The 22,495-nt window shown below is 39.0% G+C and carries 25 protein-coding genes and 1 other annotated feature; of the genes, 20 read left to right on the forward strand and 5 right to left on the reverse strand.

The window, feature by feature from the left end:
- Nucleotides 1-34: 34 nt before the first annotated feature.
- The 10 genes from BN1068_RS06125 (at nt 35) to BN1068_RS06170 (ending at nt 10,614) form a co-directional block, all read left to right on the forward strand.
- The gene (locus tag BN1068_RS06125) at nt 35-1,234 is read left to right on the forward strand and encodes a PDZ domain-containing protein (protein WP_254846714.1); all 1,200 of its coding nucleotides are present in this window, start codon (nt 35-37) and stop codon (nt 1,232-1,234) included.
- 348 nt (nt 1,235-1,582) lie between these two features.
- Nucleotides 1,583-3,565, forward strand: coding sequence for an excinuclease ABC subunit UvrB (gene uvrB / locus BN1068_RS06130; RefSeq protein WP_077601943.1), 1,983 nt, complete (start codon nt 1,583-1,585; stop codon nt 3,563-3,565).
- Nucleotides 3,566-3,572: 7 nt separating this feature from the next.
- Nucleotides 3,573-6,446 carry an excinuclease ABC subunit UvrA gene (gene uvrA, locus BN1068_RS06135; protein WP_077601944.1) on the forward strand — a complete coding sequence of 958 codons (2,874 nt, stop codon included), beginning with the start codon at nt 3,573-3,575 and terminating at the stop codon, nt 6,444-6,446.
- A gap of 269 nt (nt 6,447-6,715) precedes the next feature.
- A complete protein-coding gene (locus tag BN1068_RS06140) occupies nt 6,716-7,069 on the forward strand; it encodes a YojF family protein (protein WP_077601945.1) in 354 nt (117 codons plus the stop codon).
- A 49-nt stretch (nt 7,070-7,118) separates the two neighbouring features.
- Nucleotides 7,119-7,802: a bacillithiol biosynthesis deacetylase BshB2 gene (bshB2, locus tag BN1068_RS06145; RefSeq protein WP_077601946.1), complete on the forward strand. Its 684-nt coding sequence runs from the start codon at nt 7,119-7,121 to the stop codon at nt 7,800-7,802.
- A 136-nt stretch (nt 7,803-7,938) separates the two neighbouring features.
- Nucleotides 7,939-8,130: a PspC domain-containing protein gene (locus BN1068_RS06150; RefSeq protein WP_077601947.1), complete on the forward strand. Its 192-nt coding sequence runs from the start codon at nt 7,939-7,941 to the stop codon at nt 8,128-8,130.
- Nucleotides 8,130-8,483, forward strand: a complete 354-nt coding sequence (locus BN1068_RS06155; protein WP_077601948.1) for a phage holin family protein — start codon at nt 8,130-8,132, stop codon at nt 8,481-8,483. Before BN1068_RS06150 ends, BN1068_RS06155 begins: the two co-directional genes overlap by 1 nt.
- Nucleotides 8,484-8,566: 83 nt before the next feature.
- Nucleotides 8,567-9,502 (forward strand): helix-turn-helix transcriptional regulator, encoded by a 936-nt coding sequence (locus tag BN1068_RS06160; protein ID WP_077601949.1) that lies wholly within the window; start codon nt 8,567-8,569, stop codon nt 9,500-9,502.
- An 81-nt stretch (nt 9,503-9,583) separates the two neighbouring features.
- Nucleotides 9,584-10,099 (forward strand): GyrI-like domain-containing protein, encoded by a 516-nt coding sequence (locus BN1068_RS06165; RefSeq protein ID WP_077601950.1) that lies wholly within the window; start codon nt 9,584-9,586, stop codon nt 10,097-10,099.
- 29 nt (nt 10,100-10,128) lie between these two features.
- Nucleotides 10,129-10,614, forward strand: coding sequence for a MepB family protein (locus BN1068_RS06170; RefSeq protein ID WP_077601951.1), 486 nt, complete (start codon nt 10,129-10,131; stop codon nt 10,612-10,614).
- An 83-nt stretch (nt 10,615-10,697) separates the two neighbouring features.
- Here BN1068_RS06170 and BN1068_RS24165 read toward each other — a convergent pair whose 3' ends face one another.
- The 4 genes from BN1068_RS24165 to BN1068_RS23320 all read right to left on the reverse strand — a co-directional run bounded on the left by BN1068_RS24165 (nt 10,698) and on the right by BN1068_RS23320 (nt 11,601).
- On the reverse strand, nt 10,698-10,820 hold the full coding sequence (locus BN1068_RS24165; RefSeq protein WP_260051734.1) for a hypothetical protein: 123 nt from the start codon (nt 10,818-10,820) through the stop codon (nt 10,698-10,700).
- An 84-nt stretch (nt 10,821-10,904) separates the two neighbouring features.
- A complete protein-coding gene (locus BN1068_RS23580; protein ID WP_175637093.1) occupies nt 10,905-11,063 on the reverse strand; it encodes a hypothetical protein in 159 nt (52 codons plus the stop codon).
- 52 nt (nt 11,064-11,115) lie between these two features.
- Nucleotides 11,116-11,349, reverse strand: coding sequence for a hypothetical protein (locus BN1068_RS06175; protein ID WP_077601952.1), 234 nt, complete (start codon nt 11,347-11,349; stop codon nt 11,116-11,118).
- 75 nt (nt 11,350-11,424) lie between these two features.
- Nucleotides 11,425-11,601, reverse strand: a complete 177-nt coding sequence (locus BN1068_RS23320) for a protein BatD (protein WP_139344752.1) — start codon at nt 11,599-11,601, stop codon at nt 11,425-11,427.
- Between the two features lie 215 nt (nt 11,602-11,816).
- Between BN1068_RS23320 and BN1068_RS23585 the strand changes: the two genes are divergently transcribed.
- Nucleotides 11,817-11,993, forward strand: coding sequence for a hypothetical protein (locus BN1068_RS23585; protein WP_175637094.1), 177 nt, complete (start codon nt 11,817-11,819; stop codon nt 11,991-11,993).
- 16 nt (nt 11,994-12,009) lie between these two features.
- Complete coding sequence (locus BN1068_RS06185; RefSeq protein WP_077601954.1) at nt 12,010-12,198, forward strand: hypothetical protein; 189 nt, start codon at nt 12,010-12,012, stop codon at nt 12,196-12,198.
- 188 nt (nt 12,199-12,386) lie between these two features.
- Here the strand turns inward: BN1068_RS06185 and argS are convergent, their stop codons facing one another.
- A complete protein-coding gene (gene argS, locus BN1068_RS06190; protein WP_077601955.1) occupies nt 12,387-14,075 on the reverse strand; it encodes an arginine--tRNA ligase in 1,689 nt (562 codons plus the stop codon).
- A gap of 68 nt (nt 14,076-14,143) precedes the next feature.
- Nucleotides 14,144-14,395: a binding site (T-box leader), on the reverse strand.
- Between the two features lie 131 nt (nt 14,396-14,526).
- On the opposite strand from argS, the gene hprK reads away from it, so the two are divergent.
- The 8 genes from hprK to BN1068_RS06230 all read left to right on the forward strand — a co-directional run bounded on the left by hprK (nt 14,527) and on the right by BN1068_RS06230 (nt 22,429).
- The gene (hprK, locus tag BN1068_RS06195) at nt 14,527-15,465 is read left to right on the forward strand and encodes an HPr(Ser) kinase/phosphatase (RefSeq protein ID WP_077601956.1); all 939 of its coding nucleotides are present in this window, start codon (nt 14,527-14,529) and stop codon (nt 15,463-15,465) included.
- A gap of 14 nt (nt 15,466-15,479) precedes the next feature.
- A complete protein-coding gene (lgt, locus tag BN1068_RS06200; RefSeq protein ID WP_077601957.1) occupies nt 15,480-16,355 on the forward strand; it encodes a prolipoprotein diacylglyceryl transferase in 876 nt (291 codons plus the stop codon).
- A gap of 33 nt (nt 16,356-16,388) precedes the next feature.
- A complete protein-coding gene (locus tag BN1068_RS06205; RefSeq protein WP_077601958.1) occupies nt 16,389-17,336 on the forward strand; it encodes a nucleoside recognition domain-containing protein in 948 nt (315 codons plus the stop codon).
- On the forward strand, nt 17,311-17,946 hold the full coding sequence (gene ppaX / locus BN1068_RS06210) for a pyrophosphatase PpaX (protein ID WP_077601959.1): 636 nt from the start codon (nt 17,311-17,313) through the stop codon (nt 17,944-17,946). The genes BN1068_RS06205 and ppaX overlap by 26 nt, the downstream gene beginning before the upstream one ends.
- Before the next feature lie 2 nt (nt 17,947-17,948).
- On the forward strand, nt 17,949-18,470 hold the full coding sequence (locus BN1068_RS06215; RefSeq protein WP_077601960.1) for an acyltransferase: 522 nt from the start codon (nt 17,949-17,951) through the stop codon (nt 18,468-18,470).
- A 15-nt stretch (nt 18,471-18,485) separates the two neighbouring features.
- Nucleotides 18,486-19,034, forward strand: coding sequence for a glycerol-3-phosphate responsive antiterminator (locus BN1068_RS06220; RefSeq protein ID WP_077601961.1), 549 nt, complete (start codon nt 18,486-18,488; stop codon nt 19,032-19,034).
- Nucleotides 19,035-19,607: 573 nt separating this feature from the next.
- On the forward strand, nt 19,608-21,269 hold the full coding sequence (locus BN1068_RS06225) for a glycerol-3-phosphate dehydrogenase/oxidase (RefSeq protein WP_077601962.1): 1,662 nt from the start codon (nt 19,608-19,610) through the stop codon (nt 21,267-21,269).
- Between the two features lie 146 nt (nt 21,270-21,415).
- On the forward strand, nt 21,416-22,429 hold the full coding sequence (locus BN1068_RS06230; RefSeq protein WP_077601963.1) for a tetratricopeptide repeat protein: 1,014 nt from the start codon (nt 21,416-21,418) through the stop codon (nt 22,427-22,429).
- Nucleotides 22,430-22,495: the final 66 nt, after the last annotated feature.

Genomic DNA, 22,495 nt, shown 5'->3' on the forward strand with positions numbered 1-22,495 from the left:
TAAAATGTATTCGCAAAGAAGGTGAAGAATATTGGTGGAAGAATGGCTTATTGAACTGGCAAAAGGGATAGGTAAGTTTTTTCTGAATCCGGCATTATACTGGTTCTTATTTATATTAACCATGGCAAGTTATTTCCGGATTAAACGGGAGCGGTATGATTTCGGAATAAAATTATATCCGAAATTTATTGAATGGCATCGGACATGGCTTGTTTCATTAATTAGCGGCATACTTGTTTCTGCTGTAATTATTGGAATAGGCATGGTGTTCTCCTATGAAACAATTTTCGTATTAGCACTCAGTTTTATCGTTTTAAGTATAAGTACCCGTTTTACGCTGTTGTCTCCAAGCTACACGCTGGGTCTGACATTTTTAGTTTTATTTTTTGCACCTTACGTTCTCGATATGCAAAATTGGTTCGATTACTCACTGCTCTATGAACGCAGTCTCCCTGCTTTAGCAGTGCTGGCAGGATTATTACTTTTTGTAGAGTCTCTATTAATTAAACGTGTTGAAAAACAAGATTTATTTCCAAGAATCGGGCTGAGTGACCGGGGTGTCTGGGTAGGAGAGCAGCAAATCAAACGATTAACGGTTGTACCGCTGCTTATGCTTGTGCCTGAAGGGTTAATCACTTCTTTTGCACCTTGGTGGCCTTATTTATCAATAGGGGAATCTTCTTTAGGGCTGGTACTCATTCCTTTTTTAATTGGCTTTAACTATAAAGCAAAAGGCCATTTTCACCAAGATGCTATTTACAAGCTGGCAAAGGCGAATACATTTTTGGCAATCGGCATTTTCCTTATTGCTGTTGGAGGAGTATTTATTCCATATCTTTCTCTGACTGCAATTATTCTAGCGATTATAGGAAAAGAATATTTGAACTACCGGTATAGAGAAGGCGACCGCTTACGACGCCCATATTATCAGCCGCATCCAAAAGGCCTGCGGGTTGTGGGGATTCTCCCGGGAAGTCCGGCAGACAGGCTGGAGATAGAACCTGGGGAGTCTATCTACAGAGTGCATGGAAAAAATGTACAGACAAGCCAGGCTTTTTATGAAGCTTTACAACGAAGCGGGGCTTATATTAAAATGGAAGTCTTTAATCATGATAATGAGATCCGTTTCGTACAATGCTCTCTATACGAGGGGGAGCATCATTCTTTAGGCTTTCAATTTGCTGAAGAGCCTTATAAAGCGAGAAGAGATAAAAAAAATAATAATGCGTCATAAAATAAGAATGCTTGAATCCGGTTGTAATCACCGTTTCAAGCATTCTTATTTCATTATAAAACGCAAATCAGGATTGAAAGATTGACAGAAAGGCTATAATGAAAATAGAGGGGATGAAGCTGATTTTTATAGCTCCTGATTAAATAATTTTATAGACGATAAATCAGATGTCATTACAATATAAACAAATGGAATATGGCGGAGTGATTAATTTAAGATACCTGGAAATAATACTGCTTTGTTACAAAGGTAAAATATAATTTCTTAAAAAACAAATCGAATACTTGTTCGTTTTTTAAGAAAAGGATATAATAGATAATAGCTATTGTAAGGAACGGAGGAAATAGGATGAAGGAGCATTTTGAATTAGTTTCTGCTTATGAGCCGGCGGGAGATCAGCCGGCGGCAATTAAAGAAATTGTAGAAAAAATACTTGCCGGCCAGCACCATCAGACCTTACTTGGTGCTACCGGGACGGGAAAGACATTTACCATGTCCAATGTTGTAAAAGAAATTAATCGGCCGACACTTGTTATTGCGCATAATAAGACATTGGCAGGACAGCTTTACAGCGAATTTAAAGAATTCTTTCCAAACAATGCTGTAGAATATTTTGTAAGCTACTATGATTATTATCAGCCGGAAGCTTATGTACCTTCTACAGATACTTTTATTGAAAAGGATGCAAGTATAAATGATGAAATTGATAAATTGCGTCACTCTGCTACATCAGCACTATTTGAAAGAAATGATGTATTGATTGTAGCAAGTGTATCGTGTATTTATGGCTTAGGTAATCCGGAAGAATATAAGAGCCAGGTGCTTTCTTTACGCCTTGGCATGGAAAAGGAAAGAGACCGGCTCCTGCGGGAATTAGTAGATATTCAATATGCAAGAAATGATATTAATTTTCAACGCGGTACATTCCGTGTGCGTGGAGATTCGGTGGAAATAATTCCTGCTTCTCATGAGGAGCATTGTATCCGGGTAGAGTTTTTTGGAGACGAGATTGACCGGATCCGTGAAGTGGATGCGTTAACCGGAGAAATTATCGGCGATCGTGAGCATGTAGCCATCTTCCCGGCATCCCACTTTGTTACCCGTGAAGAAAAAATGAAAATTGCGATTAAAAATATTGAAAAAGAATTAGAAGAACGGCTGAAGGAATTAAATGATGCAGGAAAACTGCTGGAAGCCCAGCGTCTGGAACAGCGGACAAATTATGATTTAGAAATGATGCGGGAAATGGGATTTTGTTCCGGTATTGAAAACTATTCACGTCCTTTAACATTACGTGAGGCAGGCGCAACACCGTATACATTACTGGATTTCTTTCCAGAGGACTTTTTAGTAATTATTGATGAGTCTCATGTGACATTGCCCCAGATTCGCGGTATGTATAACGGTGACCAGGCTCGAAAGCAGGTTCTCGTTGATCATGGATTCAGATTGCCTTCCGCAATGGATAACCGTCCGTTGCGCTTTGAAGAATTTGAAGAAAAGACCGATCAGCTGGTCTATGTTTCCGCAACACCCGGCCCATATGAATTAGAGCATTCACCAGAAATGACAGAACAAATTATCCGTCCGACAGGTTTATTGGATCCAGAGGTGGAAGTCCGTCCTATTGATGGGCAGATTGATGATTTGATTAGTGAAATTAACAAGCGGACAAAGAAAAATGAACGTGTATTAATCACAACATTAACGAAGAAGATGTCGGAGGACTTAACAGATTACCTGAAAGAAATCGGAATGAAGGTAGCTTATCTCCATTCAGAAATTAAAACTTTGGAACGGATCGAAGTTATTCGTGATTTGCGTGTTGGAAAATATGATGTTCTTGTCGGGATTAATCTCCTTAGGGAAGGACTGGATATTCCGGAAGTATCCCTGGTTTCCATTCTGGATGCCGATAAAGAAGGCTTCCTCCGTTCAGAACGGTCCTTAATCCAGACGATGGGGCGTGCTGCAAGAAATGAAAATGGTAAAGTTATTATGTATGCTGATAAAATGACGGATTCCATGAAAAAAGCGATTGATGAAACAGAGCGCCGCCGTACTGTACAGCAAGAATATAATGAAAAGCATGGTATTACTCCACAAACCATTCGTAAGGAAGTCCGTGATGTTATCCAGGCAACCGTTGCTGCGGAAGCACCGGAAGCATATGATTCTGAAGCAAAACAAGTGAAGAAGATGACGAAGAAAGAAAAACAGAAGGTTATCGAAAATATGGAAAAAGAAATGAAGCAGGCAGCCAAAAATCTAGACTTCGAGAAAGCAGCAGAATTAAGAGATGTTCTCTTGGAGCTAAAAGCGGAAGGATGAATTTTTTATGCCAAGCAAGTCTATAAAAATCCAAGGTGCCAGAGCGCATAACTTAAAAAATATAGATGTCAATATTCCAAAAAATAAATTAGTTGTTCTTACAGGGCTTTCTGGTTCCGGGAAATCATCCCTCGCCTTTGATACTATATATGCAGAGGGGCAGCGCCGGTATGTAGAGTCTCTGTCTGCATATGCAAGACAGTTTTTAGGACAGATGGATAAACCGGATGTGGATGTGATTGAAGGTTTATCGCCGGCAATCTCTATTGATCAGAAAACAACCAGTAAAAACCCAAGATCAACGGTTGGAACGGTTACAGAGATTTATGATTATTTACGTTTACTTTTTGCACGCGTAGGAAAACCGACCTGTCCGAAGCATGGTATTGAAATCAGCTCACAGACAGTACAGCAGATGGTTGATAGAGTATTGGAATATCCGGAAAGAACGAAAATGCAGATTTTAGCCCCGGTGATTTCAGGAAGAAAAGGAGAACACGTTAAAGTACTGGAAGACTTGAAAAAACAAGGGTACGTGCGTGTCCGGATTGATGGAGACATGATGGAAGTAACGGACGATATTAACCTGGAGAAAAATAAAAAGCATTCTATTGAAGTTGTTATTGACCGGGTTGTTATTAAAGAGGGAATAGAAACACGTTTAAGTGATTCCCTGGAAGCGGCGCTTAAATTAGGAGAAGGTAATGCGATTGTTGATGTCATTGGCGATGAGGAGCTCATGTTCAGTGAAAACCATGCCTGCCCAATCTGCGGTTTTTCTATCGGTAAATTAGAACCGCGTTTATTCTCTTTTAACAGTCCTTTTGGTGCATGCCCAAGCTGTGATGGATTAGGAACAAAACTTGAGGTAGATGTTGAATTAGTTATTCCGGATTGGGATAAAACACTAAATGAACATGCTATTGCGCCTTGGGAGCCTATCAGTTCCCAATATTATCCGCAGCTTTTAAAGAGTGTCTGTGATCATTATAATATCCCGATGGATGTTCCTGTAAAGAATCTTCCCGAGGAACAAATGGATAAAATTTTATATGGAAGTGGAAAAGAAAAAATTCATTTTCATTATGAGAATGATTTTGGAAGCGCGCGTACCAAGGATGTTGTTTTTGAAGGTGTTTTAAAGAATGTTGAACGCAGATACAAAGAAACTTCCTCTGATTTTATCCGTGAGACATTAGAGAAATACATGGCACAGAAAAATTGTCCAACATGTAAGGGACATCGTCTGAATAAAGAGGCGCTTGCTGTATTAATTGACGGGAAGCATATCAGTCACGTAACAGATTTCTCCATCCTGGAATCTATGGACTTTTTCAAGCAGCTTGAATTGAGTGATAAAGACCGTCAGATTGCCCGTTTAATTTTGAAAGAAATTGATAATCGTCTTTCATTTTTAAATAATGTCGGCTTAGACTATCTAACGTTATCACGTGCAGCAGGAACACTTTCCGGCGGGGAGGCTCAGCGGATTCGCCTTGCTACCCAGATCGGCTCTGCATTGACAGGTGTTCTTTATGTACTTGATGAGCCTTCCATAGGACTGCACCAGCGTGATAATGACCGTCTTATTGAAACGCTTAAGCAGATGCGTGATTTAGACAATACGCTGATTGTTGTCGAGCATGATGAAGATACGATGCTTGCGGCAGACTGGCTGATTGATATTGGGCCGGGCGCCGGTGAGCATGGTGGTGAAATTGTTGCCAGCGGTACTCCGGAAAACGTCATGGCTGATGAGAATTCATTAACTGGCCGTTATTTATCCGGAAAAGAATTTATCCCTGTGCCGTCAAAACGGAAGAAAGCTGATAAACGTAAAATAAAAGTTACCGGCGCATCCGAGAATAATTTGAAAAATGTATCGGCTGAAATTCCAATTGGGTTGATGACGGTCGTTACGGGTGTTTCAGGTTCCGGGAAAAGTACACTGGTTAATGAGATTATCTACAAATCTTTAGCAAAAGAATTATATAAAGGAAAAGTGAAGCCCGGGAAGTATCGGAGCATAAAAGGAATCGAGCATATCGAAAAAGTTATTGATATTGACCAGTCTCCAATCGGAAGAACACCACGTTCCAATCCAGCTACGTATACAGGTGTATTTGACGATATTCGTGATGTATTTGCACAAACAAATGAAGCCAAGGTAAGAGGCTATAAAAAAGGCCGCTTCAGCTTTAACGTCAAAGGCGGACGCTGTGAAGCCTGCCGTGGAGATGGAATTATCAAGATTGAAATGCACTTCCTTCCAGATGTCTATGTCCCTTGTGAAGTTTGTGAAGGAGCACGTTATAACCGGGAAACACTGGAAGTGAAGTACAAAGGCAAAAATATATCAGAGGTATTGGATATGCGTATTGAGGAAGCATTAGAGTTCTTCGCCGCAATTCCAAAAATTAAACGGAAGCTGCAGACTATTTATGATGTCGGATTAGGATATATTAAACTGGGTCAGCCAGCAACAACCTTATCCGGCGGAGAAGCCCAGCGCGTTAAATTAGCAAGTGAATTGCATAAACGCTCCAACGGAAAGACGTTTTACATTTTGGATGAGCCGACAACAGGACTGCATTCCGCTGATATACGCCGTTTGCTTGATGTCCTGCAAAGGCTGGTAGATAATGGGGATTCTGTCTTAATTATCGAACACAATTTAGATGTGATTAAAAGTGCGGATCATATCATTGATTTAGGTCCGGAAGGCGGAGACCGCGGCGGCCAGATTATTGCTAAGGGAACGCCGGAAAAAATCGCAGAGCAGGCAGATATTTCTTATACAGGGAAGTACCTTGGACCTGTGTTAGAAAGAGATAAAGCACGAATGAATGAAATGATGAAAGAAAAGGTAAGCAGTAAATAAAGACAAACTGGTCCATCTTTAGAGTGTGATTTTGCTCTTCAGATGGATCTTATTTTATTACAGAATAATGGACTACTTGATCATACATTTAAAATCCAATCAGAATACTGTGTTATAATAAAACTTATATATATGATGCATGCAATGTAAATGTATTTTCAGAACAATATTTCTGTTTCCTGAAATAAAGTTTTTATTTGGGTAAGCTATCTAATTGACGCTTGGTCATCATTTCGATAGAGTAAAAGAATAGAATTGGAGGTTGAAACATGAAACCGATAGAATTAGAGAAAGTCCAGAAGGCACTGGACAGTTATTTGAATAAGGAAGTATATGTCCATTTAGAAACCACAAATGGAGCATATGCCAATCATTTAGATGCCAACGCATATACCGTTGGCGCATATATACGTAATGCAAAAGTAACATATAAACAGGCAAAGATTATAGGAGATGGAAATTCCTATCGTGTTGGTTTAAAAATGGAGCTTGGCTGGATTTACGCAGAAGGATTAACCGATTGGACCATTTATCAGGAAAACCAATTATTATTGGCTGGTCATGATAGGGAAGGGCGATTAATGGTAGCTTTAGAAGTCAGTGAAACGCCTTTTAAACAATAAAAATAAAAACGAGTGATATAGCTTGATTCTAGAAAGATAGGTGAATAAAATGGAGAAACATGTTGTAGTTATTTTTCCGCACCCGGACGATGAAGCATTTGGCGCGTCTGGATCGATCGCACAGTTTCGCGAAGAAGGTGTGCCGGTAACGTATTTATGTGGAACGTTGGGGCAAATGGGAAGAAATATGGGGAGCCCGACATTTGCGAACCGGGAGTCATTGCCTGAAATTCGCAAAAAAGAGTTAAAACGTGCATGTGAAACGCTGGATATGGAATTGAAAATGCTGGGATACCGTGATAAAACAATTGAATTTGAAGATAAACAAGAGGTGGCAGACCATTTAAGAGGTTATTTAGAAGAAATAAAACCATCCCTTGTGATCACGCATTACCCCGGCTATGCAGTGCATCCGGATCATAATGCCTTAGGAGCTGCTGCGATTCAGGCGGTAGAGGATATGAAGCCGGAGGATAGGCCAAAAATTTGGGCGCAGGCTTTTTCCAATGGTCATGAAGAAGATTTAGGGAGTCCAGATGTAATAAATAATGTTCATGATACTTTTGATAAAAAGCTGCAAACCATTTTATCGCATGATTCTCAGGTAGCCGGTATGTTCGGATGGTATAAGCAATTGGATGAATTAGAGGAAGAAATGAAAAATGAATTGATCGAAAACCAGGCTATGGAACGTTTTTATCTCTGGGATTTTGAAAAGAACAGCTCCAACTAATTGTTTTGTTTAAAAAGAATAAGTAGCGGGAAAATAGAAATGAAACTTTTTCATTTCTATTTTCGTATATACTAATAGAAGCACACATATCCATAAATAAATAGATGGCAAAACAATTACCTGAGGAGGTATTTCCATGAAAAGATTATATCGTTCGGAAACAAATAAAATGCTTGCCGGTGTACTTGGAGGTTTAGGAGAGTATTTAAATGTGGATGCGACACTGCTCCGGATTATTTTCTTAATCCTGCTTATCCCGAGTTTTTCCACATTGGCAATTGTTTATGTAATTGCTGCTTTTATTATGCCTAGAGGAGACGTGTATTAATGCTGCTTCGAGGAATTATTTCATTAGTATTAAATGCTGTTGCGCTGATAGCAGTTGCCCAGATTTTTGATTCCTTTCAGCTGGACGGATTTGGCACAGCTCTGTTAGCAAGTGTTATTTTAGCCATCCTGAATATGTTTGTGAAGCCGATTTTGGTTATTTTGACATTACCGATTACGGTGATTACATTTGGACTGTTTTTAATTGTTGTCAATGCGATTATATTGATGATCACACAGGCACTTATCGGGCCTTCCTTTGTCATTGACGGGTTTGGTACGGCGTTTATCGCATCGATTGTGATTTCATTGATTTCGATGATTTTAAACAGTGTTGTTCGGGATATAAGGTAAAAGGAAAGGTCAGGTGTTTGCCTGGCTTTTTCTGATGAGCAAATTTAATAGACGAGGCGACTGTTGTCAAAGGAGAAAATGTAATGAAATTAGAGAGACTATTATCCATTATTATATTATTGATAAATCACCGCATGCTGCAGGCAAGAGATTTAGCGGAACGATTTGAAGTATCTGTGCGGACGATTTACCGGGATATTGATGCAATTAGTGCAGCTGGTATTCCCATTGTGACTTATCAGGGAGCTCACGGGGGTATCGGACTTGCGGAAGGTTATCGATTAGATCGTAATCTGCTCACCAATGATGAATTAGCCACAATTGTCACGGCACTGCGTAGCATATCTACTTCCTATGGAAAAGTGCAGCATCAGCAATTGATGGAAAAAATGAATAGTGTTGTACATCCTGATTATGCCGAGATTTTTCAAAGTAAAACAAGCCGTGTTCTCATTGATTATTCCCCTTGGGACAACAGTGCCTGCCTCCAAGAAAAATTGAAGCGTATTGAAAAGGCAATTGATCACTGTCTATTCATCGTATTTACATATTCAGACGCGCAGGCTAAGATCACACAGCGAACAGCAGAGCCGCATACATTAATTCTCAAAGGCAGACAATGGTATGTGCAAGCATACTGCTTAGATAGAGAGCAGTTCCGTTTATTTAAATTACGAAGAATAAGAAATTTGACTGTGGACGCAGAGTTGAGTTTTACCCGCCGACCTTTACCAGAGCAAAAGGATATAAAAGGAAAACAATCCTCTATCTCTGATAATAATGAGGTAGTTTTACGTTTCCAGGAAGAAGCTCGTCATTTTGTGGAAGATTGGTTTGATGCAGAGGAGCTTATTCCGGCAGAAGATGGAACATGGCTGGTAAAGAAAGCTTACCCGGAGGATGAATGGTTGTACAGCTTTATTCTCAGCTTCGGTCCGCAGGTCGAAGTGTTAGAGCCAGTCCATTTACGGGAAATTATCGCAGAGCGTGCAGCACAAATTACAAAAATATATAAATAAGTTGAACAAACTGGACAGATAGCTGTCAGGTTTCCTGTTTTATACTAACTATTATCATAAAGAAAAGGAGCTTGATAAGTTATGAAACAGGATAATTCAGCTGTAAACATAAAACCGGTGCGCATGGAGAAACGGCCGGCTTTTACATTAGCTGGAATCAGTGCGATAACGAATAATGAAGCAGAACAATCAGAAAATGGAAAGATAGGATCATTATTTGAACGTTTTTTCACGGATAATATTGGAGCAAAACTGGGTGTGAACATTCGTGAAGATGGATATTACGGCTGTTATTTTCATTACCAGCAAGAAGAAAAAGGGGCTTATGAAATTATGTTGAGCGTGCAGGTAGCAAACGATGCTGTGGTTCAAAACTTAGAAGGAATTCAAACCTTTACAGTACCGGAAGCTAAATATGCTGTATTTGTAACAGAAAAAGGTCCAATCGTGGAAAAGATTCCGCAAGCTTGGGCCGCTATTTGGGAATGGCAGCAGCTGCCTGAAAATAGACGCACATTTACTGGCGATTTTGAGTACTATGCCGGGAATATTGATCCAGAAAATGGACAGGCAGAAATATATATTGCGATGGAATAAGCGAAAATGCTAGAGATGAGGAGAAAATATTGAAATCGATCAACTTCATTAAAGAATTACTCTCTGATACAGATTATGAAATCACAAATATATTGAAAGAGCCGCAAAATATTGAATATGAAGGAACTACGTTTAATATTAATGATATTAAATATAGGAGTCGCTTAGCCAAACAAACACCAAAGAAAGACGGCTATTTTGTTGTTTTTTGGGAAAAAGATGTAAATCAACGAAATCAGGCTTATGCATATAATGAAAGTCCGGATAAAATAATTATTTCGATTATAGATAAGAGCTTGAAAGGCCAATTTATTTTTCCGAAATCCCTGCTATTAGAGAAAGGAATATTAAGAACGGTTGATAACAAAGGGAAAATGGCAATAAGAGTATACCCTTCATGGGAAAGGTTGTTAAATAACTCTGCTAAAAAAACACAGGCATGGCAGACACTGTATTTTATAGATGTGTCAAATGAAATAGATATGAGAAGACTTAAAGAATTATATTTCTCTTAAAAAGTACACATAAGAAAATCTAATGAAGAAGTCCGGAAAAACTCCCTGTTTGGTAAGGGGAAACTTCGGACTTTTTCATTCCATTATTTTTCCTCATTCTCTTTATACTGTTGTTCCAACGCTTGAGCTATTTCCTCCATATAAGCTTCTTCCTCTTTTGACCAGAAAGTTGGAGCTACAAAATCATCCGCTTCAGTAGATTGCAATTGCTCTTCCTATTTATGGATATTTTCTACAATAACATCCTCAGGGATGATTCTCATAAATAAATCATTAATAGTTAAAAATATCTATTGTGCTTCTGGCGCATGTGGAGGAACATTTTCCCGCATCAGCCTTTTTACCTCAGCCAGAATAGAAGGCCATTCTTTATCTAATTTTTCACGCTCTTCCTTTGGTATATCCGTGAAAAGCGAAGCAAAATAAAACGAAAGAATCAAATGAATCACGAATTCTTTCGTTTATTAAAACACCTGGCGGCTTATTTTTCGTCATTAAATTTTACCCGATATTGTCTTCATCCCCTTTTTTCATGCCAAACTTTGCATTCTTAAATTTCGTGAATAATAGAAAAAGACTTACAACAAAAACCACAAGCGCCATCCACCCTATTACTGGATCTAATGGAACAACACCTAAAAATGTGAGAATAGCTATAATAGGCATAGCAACGACACCCGTTAATACTCTAAAATATTGAGACTTCTTTTTGCCGAATTTCAGATTAGATGACATCTAATCTCCTCCTTCTTTTTTATCAAGCTCTCTTTCTTTGTCAAATGATTCTTGAGAGATTTCCCAAAACCTTTTTTACTGCCTTTTTCTCAAAAAGTAAAAGGCAATTAAAGAAATAACAGCAACTCCCCACAATGCCCAAATAACCCCTAACGGATTACCGAAAAAGGTTTCTCCATTCTGTATAAAGTGTACGGTTTCGATAATATTTAAAATTCCAATAACAACAAATATAAACAAAGATCTGAACATATATAGACCCCTGGTTAAAGTACTTCATTTTCTGGTAATTCAAGCTTACATCCTACTATTTTCGCAGGTACTTTAGTTTAACAATTTCCCTCTATGTATACATTTAAACTTAAAGTAACGATTACTTATTAACAGATGTATCCAAGGTTTTATTAGGGGAACTTATTTTTCTGTTAGTGGTTTCATTACCGGCAGGTCCTTTGGCTGGAAAAGCGGTGGCAGCATCAGAAGATTCAAATCCTTACAGTGAGGAGTTGTATGATAGTGAAGCACTAAATGAACGTATTAATGAGAATTTAGAGCTGCCGGATATTCAGGAAAATACAATTATTTATAATGGGACGGTAGATCCTGATTTTATCCTGAGAGTAGAAACTGCCTGGAAAAGATGATGTTGAAAACCCATATGTGAATGAGGATGAACATCATTATGTAGATGTTGACACTGTTGGTGATGCAGAGGTACCACTCTATTATGGATATGAAGGAAACCCGGTCGATGGAGATAAACAGCTAGAAAATATCCGGGCTATCATTTTCAGACACGTCTGGGTGAGCCCAAAGATGTCCCTGCTTCTTGGCAGCCGGGAGATATAATTCAAGTTTATAGTTTCAAGGGCTTCCTCTAAAAAATCTGACTTAAATTCAATTATAAAAGATTTTCAAGTAGTATCGTCAGCTTATCGCTCTAAATTATTAGATTTTCACACAGTAAGGAGCTGTCACAAAATACCTGTTATGTATTTGATGACAGCTTTATTTCGCTGGGAAAACAGACTGGTTCCTTAAAGCTTCTCAGGAGCTTTAACACCCAGCAGCCTCAGCCCTTCCTTTAACACAATTGCAACCGATTTTACCAAGGCCAGTCTGCTGCTTTGTTCCGTATCATCAGCTAATATTTTGATCTGACCATAATATTTATTAAAATCCTGGCTTAATTTTAAAACATATTTTGCGATAACCGATGGTTCAGCCTGCTGAAAGCTTTTTTCGATTACATTTGGAAAATCCATCAGAGTTTTGATGACGGTCCAGCTGTATGAATCAGTGAGCCCGCTGACAGCAATATTATTTTTAGCAGGAGCTTTCCGGAGAATAGAACAGGCCCGGGCATGCGTATATTGTACATAAAGCCCGGTGGAACCTTCAAATTTCAGCATTTCATCCAGATTGAATTCAATATTATTTTGACGCTCATTTTTTAGATCATGAAAAATAATCGCGCCGACACCGACCATTTTTGCTACTTCTTCTTTGTTTTCAAGTTCCGGGTTTTTAGTTTTAATATTTTGGTAAGCCAGGTCAATGGCTTCTTTGATAACGTCCTCCAGCAGTACAACCTTTCCTTTTCTTGTCGACATTTTCTTGCCGTCTTTTAAAATAAAACCGAATGGAACATGCTGTAATGATGCTGCCCAGTTGTAGCTCATTTTCTGGAGCACGAGGAATAGCTGCTCAAAATGAAGGCGCTGCTCCTGACCGACGATATAGAAGGATTTTTCAAAATGGTAGGTCCTGCTGCGGTAAACGGCTGCAGCTAAATCCCTGGTTGCGTACAATGTAGCACCGTCTTTCTTTTTAATTAAGCATGGCGGCATATTCTCAGCGGCTAAATTAACCACTTCAGCTCCATCTGAAAGAGAGAGGAGATCTTTGTCTTTTAATTCTTGGACAATCCCGTCCATCTTATCATTATAAAATGCTTCGCCATCATAGGAGTCAAATATAATACCCAGCAGCTCATAAATTTTCGCAAATTCTTTCAATGATTCTTCTCTGAACCATTTCCACAGCTGAAGTGCTTCTTCATTTCCAGATTCTAATTGCTTAAACCAGAAGCGGGCTTCATCTTCTAAGTGGGGGTGCTTTTCTGCTTGTTCGTGAAACATAACATATAAATGAAAGAGCTCTTTAATGGGGTTCTCCCGTACTTTTTCCTCTGAACCCCACTGTTTATAAGCGGTAATAAGCTTGCCGAATTGTGTCCCCCAGTCGCCTAGATGATTGATCCGAATGGCTTTATAGCCATATTTTTCTGAGATGTTAGCAAGTGCATTGCCAATAACCGTGGAGCGTAGGTGCCCCATGGAAAAAGGCTTGGCGATATTCGGTGATGAGAAATCTAAAGTAACTTTCTTTCCAGCGCCGGCGGCAGATGAACCGTAGTTTTCCTTCTCCGTATTAATACGCTGAATTACTTGTTTACTGACGATTTGTTTGTTCAAAAATCCATTTACATAAGGACCTTCTGCCACTGTCTTTTCTAAAAAAGACGCATCTATTTTTGTGGATAGCTCTTTGGCGATTTGCTGCGGAGCTTTTTTTAGTTTTTTTGCCAGGGTAAAACAAGGAAATGCCAAATCACCATGTGTATTATATTTTGGCTCCTCAATCAGTGCATTAATTTCCTCTACTTTCGATAATCCTTGTAAATGGGTATAAATTTCTTCCGCAAATTGCTGGCGGTAATTCATGGTTCACTCCTCCAATACGATTAAATGTGAAATATAAAAATATAAAAAAACCCGTCTCCATGATGTAACATAGAGACGAGTTTATTCGCGGTACCACCCTAATTGCTCCTGGATATACTTATAAAGCATGAAGCTTTAATTAGAAATAAATAAGAGCCTTCTTATATTATTTTTAACGGAATAACCCGGCATATCCTACTGATTGTTCAGACAGCACCTCTGAAGTGCGTTTCATTATATTCTGTACTGTCAGGCTTCCATCGGCTCCTGACTCGCTGCTGTACATGATATATAACTACTCTCTTCATCAACGGTAATGTATTATTGCTACATTATACAGAGATTTCCCAAAATAACAAGCGTTTTATTAAGAGACTTCTCCTCTACGTTTTTTGAATGGATTATGCTAAAATGTATATCAGTTAGTTTCGTTGAAGAGAGGAGCTTCAAAATGGTATCGACCGTCTGTACAAAGGATTTATTAGATCGGTTTAATTTACAGTTAGTAGCAGGAGAAGAAGGAGTTCACCGTGAAATTATAACAAGTGATATTTCACGCCCCGGGTTGGAAATGACGGGCTTTTTTGACTATTACCCCCGGGAGCGTCTACAATTAATTGGTAAGACAGAATTGGCTTACTTTCTGGGGCTGAATGCTGCAGAAAGAAAGCAGCGTGCTGAAAATTTATGTACGGATGTAACTCCGGGGATTATCATTTCCCGTGGCATGGATGTACCAGAAGAATTTTTTGAAGCATCGAAGCATTCCGGAGTACCTATCATACAATCCCCGAGGACAACAACGCGGGTGTTGAGCCGTTTAACCAATTACTTAGAATCTAAATTTGCACCATTTACGGCAGTGCATGGTGTTTTAATAGATATTTACGGTGTCGGTGTCTTAATTATCGGGCAAAGCGGTGTTGGTAAAAGTGAGACAGCACTGGAACTAGTCAAACGGGGGCATCGCCTTGTAGCGGATGATAATGTGGAAATCCGGCAGGAGGATTATGAGAGTCTGATTGGTAATGCGCCGGCCCTTATCGAACATTTACTGGAAATAAGAGGCCTGGGTATTATCAATGTCATGACACTATTTGGCGCAAGCTCGATCCGCAGCCAAAAACGAATTTCGATGGTTATTCAATTGGAAAATTGGGATAATAAAAAACAGTATGACCGTTTAGGATTAGATGAAGATACGATGAAGATTATGGATGTTCATTTGCCGAAAGCAACAATACCTGTCCGGCCGGGAAGAAACCTGGCTGTTATTATTGAAGTAGCTGCCATGAATTTCCGGTTAAAACGGATGGGTGTGAATACTGCAGAAGAGTTTTCAGACCGCTTAACAAAAATGATAGAACAAGGTGACTTAGAATCACAATAGGAGGTAGGATATAGATGATTGGGACAAGCGCTCCTATTGAACGCGTATTTTTAGAAATTGGACCATTAACAATTTATTGGTATGGAATCATTATTGCTGCTGGAGCTGTATTAGCAGTTTATTTAGCTACGAGAGAAGCGGAAAGAGTCGGATTGGGTAAAGAGACCATTATGGATTTCATTATTTTTGCTGTACCGGTTGCGATTATCTCCGCAAGAATTTATTATGTAATCTTTGAATTTGACCAATATGCCAATGGTCCTTTATGGAAAATGATTGCCACCTGGGAGGGCGGAATTGCTATTCATGGAGCAGTAATTGGCGGCGTTCTTACAGCCATTGTTTTCACAAAAGTAAAGAAAATTTCGTTTTGGCGTCTGGCTGATGTCATTGCTCCCAGTTTAATATTGGGGCAGGCAATTGGACGATGGGGAAATTTCGTGAATCAGGAAGCACATGGCGGACCAATTTCTGAGGCTGCATATGAAAGCTTTCATCAGTATTTGCCGGACTTTATTATGAATCAGATGGTTATTGATGGTGTGATGTATCATCCGACATTTTTATATGAATCTGCCTGGAATTTCCTGATATTTTTCGGACTGTTACTTTTCCGCAGAACAAATCCAAAACGCGGAATGGTATTCTTAATGTATGTAATCACGTATTCAATCGGCCGTTTTTTTATCGAAGGGCTTCGTACAGACAGTTTATATATCATTGGTGATCTCAGGACGGCACAGGTTGTATCTATCTTAGCTGTCTTAGCCGGACTTATCCTTATGCTATACAGACTCATGGCAACACAAACGCGTTATCTTGATGCACCTGTGAAAATAAGACAGTCAAATAAAAGTAAAAGTAAAAAGAAAAAGAAGAAAAGGAAATGAAGCACACGTGTTAAGTTGAAATGAGGTAAGAAAATGAAAGGTATGCTTTACAGGGGATTAATTCAGGGATTAAAAACTACATTAAAGCTCGGGAAAGTCATTTTTCCAATCACATTAATTATAACAATATTGCAATTTACTCCTGTTTTCCCCTGGTTTATGGATATTATTTCCCCTCTGATGGGGATATTCGGTTTGTCAGGAGAAGCTGCTGTTCCACTTGTATTAGGAAATACCTTAAATTTATACGCAGGTATTGCAGCGATTATTTCTTTTGATTTTACCATCAAGGAAGTATTCATTATGGCAGTCATGCTGTCTTTCTCTCATAATCTATTTATTGAATCTGCTGTAGCAACAAGTGTGGGAGTGAGATGGTGGACGATTGTCGGTATTCGGGTTGGACTTGCTGTGATATCCGGGCTTTTGATCCATTTATTCTGGTCCGGAGGCGCAGAGCTTGCTCAATATGGTTTTATTTCCAGCAATGAAGTGGTCTTAAATAACTGGTGGGAAATTGCACTTCATGGTGCACAGGCTGCTGCCATAGCTATTGTTCAATTAGCCTGTATCGTTATCCCGTTAATGATTATCATGCAAATTATGCGGGAGCTTGGCTGGATGAATGCCATGTCAAATAAATTAGCTCCATTTATGAATCTGCTGGGTATAGATAAACGTGCTTCCATGACAATGGTTGCCGGACTTACTATCGGGCTTGCCTATGGCGCCGGACTCATGATGCAGGCAGTAAAAGAAGATCATGTGCCGAAGAAGGATATGTATTTAGCATTAATTTTTCTTGTGTGCTGCCATGCTGTAGTTGAGGATACACTTGTATTTATCCCGCTCGGCATACCAGTGCTGCCATTATTAATTATCCGGCTGTCTGTAGCAATTATTTTGACAATGGTTATTGCTTATTTTTGGAAGAAGGAAGAAAGGAAAATGCAACATGAGCATTCGTACCATTCTGTTTGATTTAGACGGAACACTATTAAATACAAATGAGCTTATACGTGCTTCATTTGAACATACATTTGAAAAATTTAATATGCAGTTTACCCAGGAAGAAATAAAACATCTTAATGGCCCGCCGTTAAATGAAACCTTTCATGAAATAAACCCGGAGCTGTCTGAACGAATGACAGCTGCATACCGGGAGTATAATATGAGAGAACATGACCGGTATGTAGAAGCTTTTCCATATGTTTATGAAACAATCAGCCAGCTGTATGATAAGGGGATTACGTTGGGAATTGTAAGCACGAAGATTAAAAAAACAGTTATGATGGGATTGGATTTAACCAGTCTGACAGATTTCTTCTCTGTTATTATTACCTATGATGATGTGACACTTAAAAAACCTGATCCTGAACCGGTGGAAAAAGCAATGAAGCTGGTGCATGCGACCCCTGAGACAACCTTAATGGTAGGGGATAATTTTCATGATATTGTTTCAGGGCAGCGTGCCGGAACGCAGACGGCGGCGGTAAGCTGGTCCGAGAAGACAGAAGCCTTTTTAAAAAGCTATCATCCAACCTATTATTTGGATACAATGAAGGATTTATTAACAGTGGCAGGTGAATAGTCATGCGGAGAACAGAAAGGTATAAAGTCCATCATAAAGCAAATTCTTTATGGCAGATGTACAGTACCGTATCTTTTTTTAAAATAGTAAAGAATTTTATTGTGATTCAGATTGCGCGTTACACTCCTTTTTTAAGAATGAAAAATTGGATGTACCGGCATCTTTTGCGTATGAAGGTAGGCGAGCGTACATCATTTGCTTTAATGGCAATGCCTGATTCCATGTTCCCGGAAAAAATTAAAGTTGGAAATAACAGTATTATTGGTTATAATACAACGATTTTAGCGCATGAATATTTAATAACAGAATATCGTTTGGGTGAGGTGCATATCGGTAACGAGGTGATGATAGGAGCCAACTCGACGATATTACCGGGAGTACATATCGGTGACGGGGCAATTGTTTCTGCTGCAACACTTGTCCATAAAGATGTTCCCGCCGGGGCTTTTGCCGGGGGGAATCCGATGCGGATTATTTATACAAAAGAAGAAATGGAATCGCGAAAGTTGCGGGATAACGATTGATGGGAGGAAGCTCTGATGCAATTACCTTCTGGTGTACTGCCTGCTATAAGGCGCATGAAGGATTTTGAGAAGGTGTTGGAAAGTAATCATGAATACATTATTATTTTAGAATCAAGATTAGTTCAGCTTAAGAGTATGATTGATTACAGTCACCGGGCAAATAAAAAGGTATTTATCCATTTTGATTTAATTCAGGGGCTGAAAGCAGATGAGTACGGGGTCGAGTTTTTACATCGGGAAATGAAGCCGGACGGGATTTTAACAACTCGCGGCAATGTGATTACAGCTGCTAAAAAACATAAGCTACTGGCGGTTCAGCGGGTTTTTGTATTAGACAGTGCTGCATTGGAACAGAGTATAAAGCTTATTCACCGGTTTGAACCGGATTATGTGGAGATCCTGCCGGGGCTGGTGCCGGAAGTAATTGAAGAGATTACCGGGGAAACGGATATACCTGTTATTGCCGGCGGATTAATTAAAGAGGAAGATCAAGTCACCCAGGCCTTGGATGCTGGAGCGGTAGCAGTATCTACATCAAGCCGCAAGCTTTGGAATCTTTCATAATTAAAAAAAAAGGAACAGCACCGGCAGAGGTGCTGTTCCTTTTAATAATAGGAAAGCTTAATTTTGTGAGAAGTGATTAGTAGGAGTATTCATTCTAAGTCATTTAAATGAACGCCGTTCTTTACTTTTTAAAACGATAATTAATAAACTATAAAGAACGTTTTAATTTTTTCTATTCTAAACTTAAACTAATCGTGATGAACAAGCGATAGTGCATTAGCCGAGTTAGGTGTACAAAATGATGTGACCGGAAATACTGGTGAGAAAACCCTTTCGAGAAAACTTGACACATACGATAAAAGCAAAAGGCTATACAGTGTGTATAATATATGTTAGTATGAATTTAAGTTAATAAATACGGACGGAGAAGCTATGGAGAGACCGCGGGAAGGCTGATATTATTATATCAGTATTCTTGTGGTCTTTTTTAATTTATCCGGAGTATTCAGAAAGTGATTAGCAATATGAAAGAAAAGCTGCAAAAGAATGAACGGCTGTTTCTTATGCTTTTGGATGAATAACCGTCTTTAAATAGGGAATAAGAAACTATAGATGATTATAGGAGTGGAGTTTATGAGCGAATTTTCAGGGAAAAAACGTAAAGAAGTATTAGAATCACTAGAAAAAGAACAGCTTGATTTATTAGTTATCGGCGGAGGTATTACCGGTTCAGGAATTTCGTTAGATGCCGCTACAAGAGGCTTGCGGACCGGGCTTATTGAAATGCAGGATTTTGCAGCAGGTACTTCAAGCCGTTCAACAAAACTCGTGCATGGCGGTCTGCGCTACTTGCAGCAATTTGAAGTGAAAATGGTTGCGGAAGTAGGAAAAGAACGCGCTGTCGTTTATGAAAATGGTCCGCATGTTACCACACCGGAATGGATGCTTTTACCATTTCATAAAGGAAGTAATTTAGGACCGTTTACATCTAATATCGGTTTGCGTGTATATGACTTTTTGGCAGGCGTTAAAAAGTCAGAACGCCGTGAAATGCTGAAGCCGGCTGAAGTATTAGAGCGTGAGCCGCTTGTTAAAAAAGAAGAGCTGCGCGGCGGCGGGTATTATGTAGAGTATAAAACAGATGATGCACGTTTAACGATTGAAGTGCTTAAAAAAGCTGTTGAAAATGGTGTCAAGGCAGTAAACTATACAAAAGCCGTGGAATTCATTTATGAAGAAGGTAAAGTAGTCGGCGTAGTAGCAGAAAATCAAATCAGCAAAGAAAAGCATAAAATCTATGCGAAAAAAATTATTAATGCCGGCGGTCCTTGGGTAGATGATGTCCGTGAATTAGATGGATCCAAAAAAGGGAAAACACTTCATTTAACAAAAGGTGTTCACCTTGTCTTCGATGAATCTGTATTCCCGCTTAAACAGGCAGTGTACTTTGATACACCGGATGGGCGGATGGTTTTTGCTATTCCGCGTGATGGTAAAACGTACGTAGGAACAACAGATACTGATTATAAAGGAAATATTGCACATCCGACAATGACAGAGAAAGATCGCGATTATATCTTAGATGCGATTAATTATATGTTCCCTTCTGTTGGAATTAATGCAGACAAAGTAGAATCCAGCTGGGCTGGAATACGTCCTTTAATTGCTGAAGAAGGTGCAAGCAGCCCAAGCGAAATCTCCCGTAAGGATGAAATTTTCCAATCTGATTCCGGTTTACTTTCTATGGCAGGAGGAAAATTAACAGGCTACCGCAAAATGGGAGAGCATGTTGTTAACATGGTAACGAAGCAATTAAAAGAAGAAGAAGGTATTTTATATACAGATAGCCAGACGAAGCATTTGCCGATTTCCGGCGGGGAAGTAGGCGGATCAAAAGGCTTCAAGAATTTTAAAGCAGAAAAGGTTAAAGAAGGTGTGAGCCTTGGTTTAACAGAGAAAGAAGCAGCAGAACTGACGCAGCGCTACGGTGCAAATGTAGAAAAAGTATTCACACTTTATACGGAAAATAAAGAAGCTGCTAAAAATGAAAATATTGAACCGGCAGTATTTGCGCAAGTACTATATGCAATCAACGAAGAAATGGCTTATAAAGCAGTTGACTTCTTTATCCGCCGTTCAGGTGCGTTATTCTTTAACCGTCCATGGGTAGAAACGCATATGGATACTGTACTTCCATTCATGGAAAAAGAACTTGGCTGGACAAAAGACGAAGCAGCAGCATATAGAAAAGAATTGGAACAATTATTGTACGAAACAACACATCCAGATAAATAAGAGAGTAGAAATAAAAATAAGATGCATGCTCTGCCATGTGTCTTATTTTTTCGGTTTTGTCCACTCCTATTCATGATTAAATATGGGAATCTGCTATATTCTATGGTATACTTTTCTCGACTTGTCTTTAAGAACGGGGGAAACCGATGTTAAAAGGAAAAAGAAATAAAACAAAAGCAAAAACGAAAACAAATAACGTAACCCCATTCATTCCTGAAGGCGACTTTTACTATACAAAGGGTGTAGAGGCATTTAAAAAAAGGAAATTTGATATTGCAATTAAATGGATTCAAAAAGCAATAGAAGACAAACCTTATTTTCCCCTATATAAATGCCAGTTATCCATTATTTATACTGAAACAGGTGCTTATCATAAAGCGAACCAGCTGCTGACAGAGGTTCTGCAGACTGGGGAATATGTTGATTGCTACTATTTAGCTGCAAATAACTATGCGCATCTTGGATTGCTGCAGGATGCTAAAAAATATGCACAAATGTATTTAGATAAAAAGCCAGAGGGAGATTTTAGTGATGATGCTGCTCAGCTTCTTGATTATATAGAAATTGGCGATGAAGATGAGGAAGACATCTTTTCTCTGGAGGATGAGGACGAACTGATCATTTTACAGGAGACAGCCTTTTACCATATAGAAAATGATGACTGGGAAAAAGCGATTCCTTTTATTGAGGAGATAATGGAAATCTTTCCAGAACAGAAGTTAGCTGTGCATGATTACGCACAAGCACTGTTCTATACAGGGAAAAAAGAAGAGGCTATGCATATTGAAGAAGATCTGCTGGAGGATTACCCGAATAATTTGCAAAGTCATTTAAATTTAGCGCTGTTTTATTATGAAACAGGAGACTCAAATTATTTGGAGCATATTCAAATCATAGATAATATTTATCCGATTCATGAGGAGCAAAAGCTGCGAATTGCGGAAGTCTTTGCAAAAACAGAAAATTATTCTTTAGCATATGAACGGTATCAAAATGTTTCCGGGGAGCAAGCTAAAAGAAGAGCATCTTATTATAAGTGGTATAGTGTTACAGCTTATCATTCGGGAAATCCCAGTAAAGCATTGCGCTTGTGGGAAGAGGGTTTGAAGCGGCATCCGAAGTTATCCAAGGAAGAAGGTCCCTGGGCTTTTAAGAATTAAAAAAAGAGCCGGATACCTTGTTGTACTATAGGAGTTATAAACATGAGCAAAAAGATAGACGTTATA

Origin of the sequence: Oceanobacillus sojae, from assembly GCF_900162665.1 — a bacterium.
GTDB classification, from domain to species: Bacteria; Bacillota; Bacilli; order Bacillales; family Amphibacillaceae; genus Oceanobacillus; species Oceanobacillus sojae_A.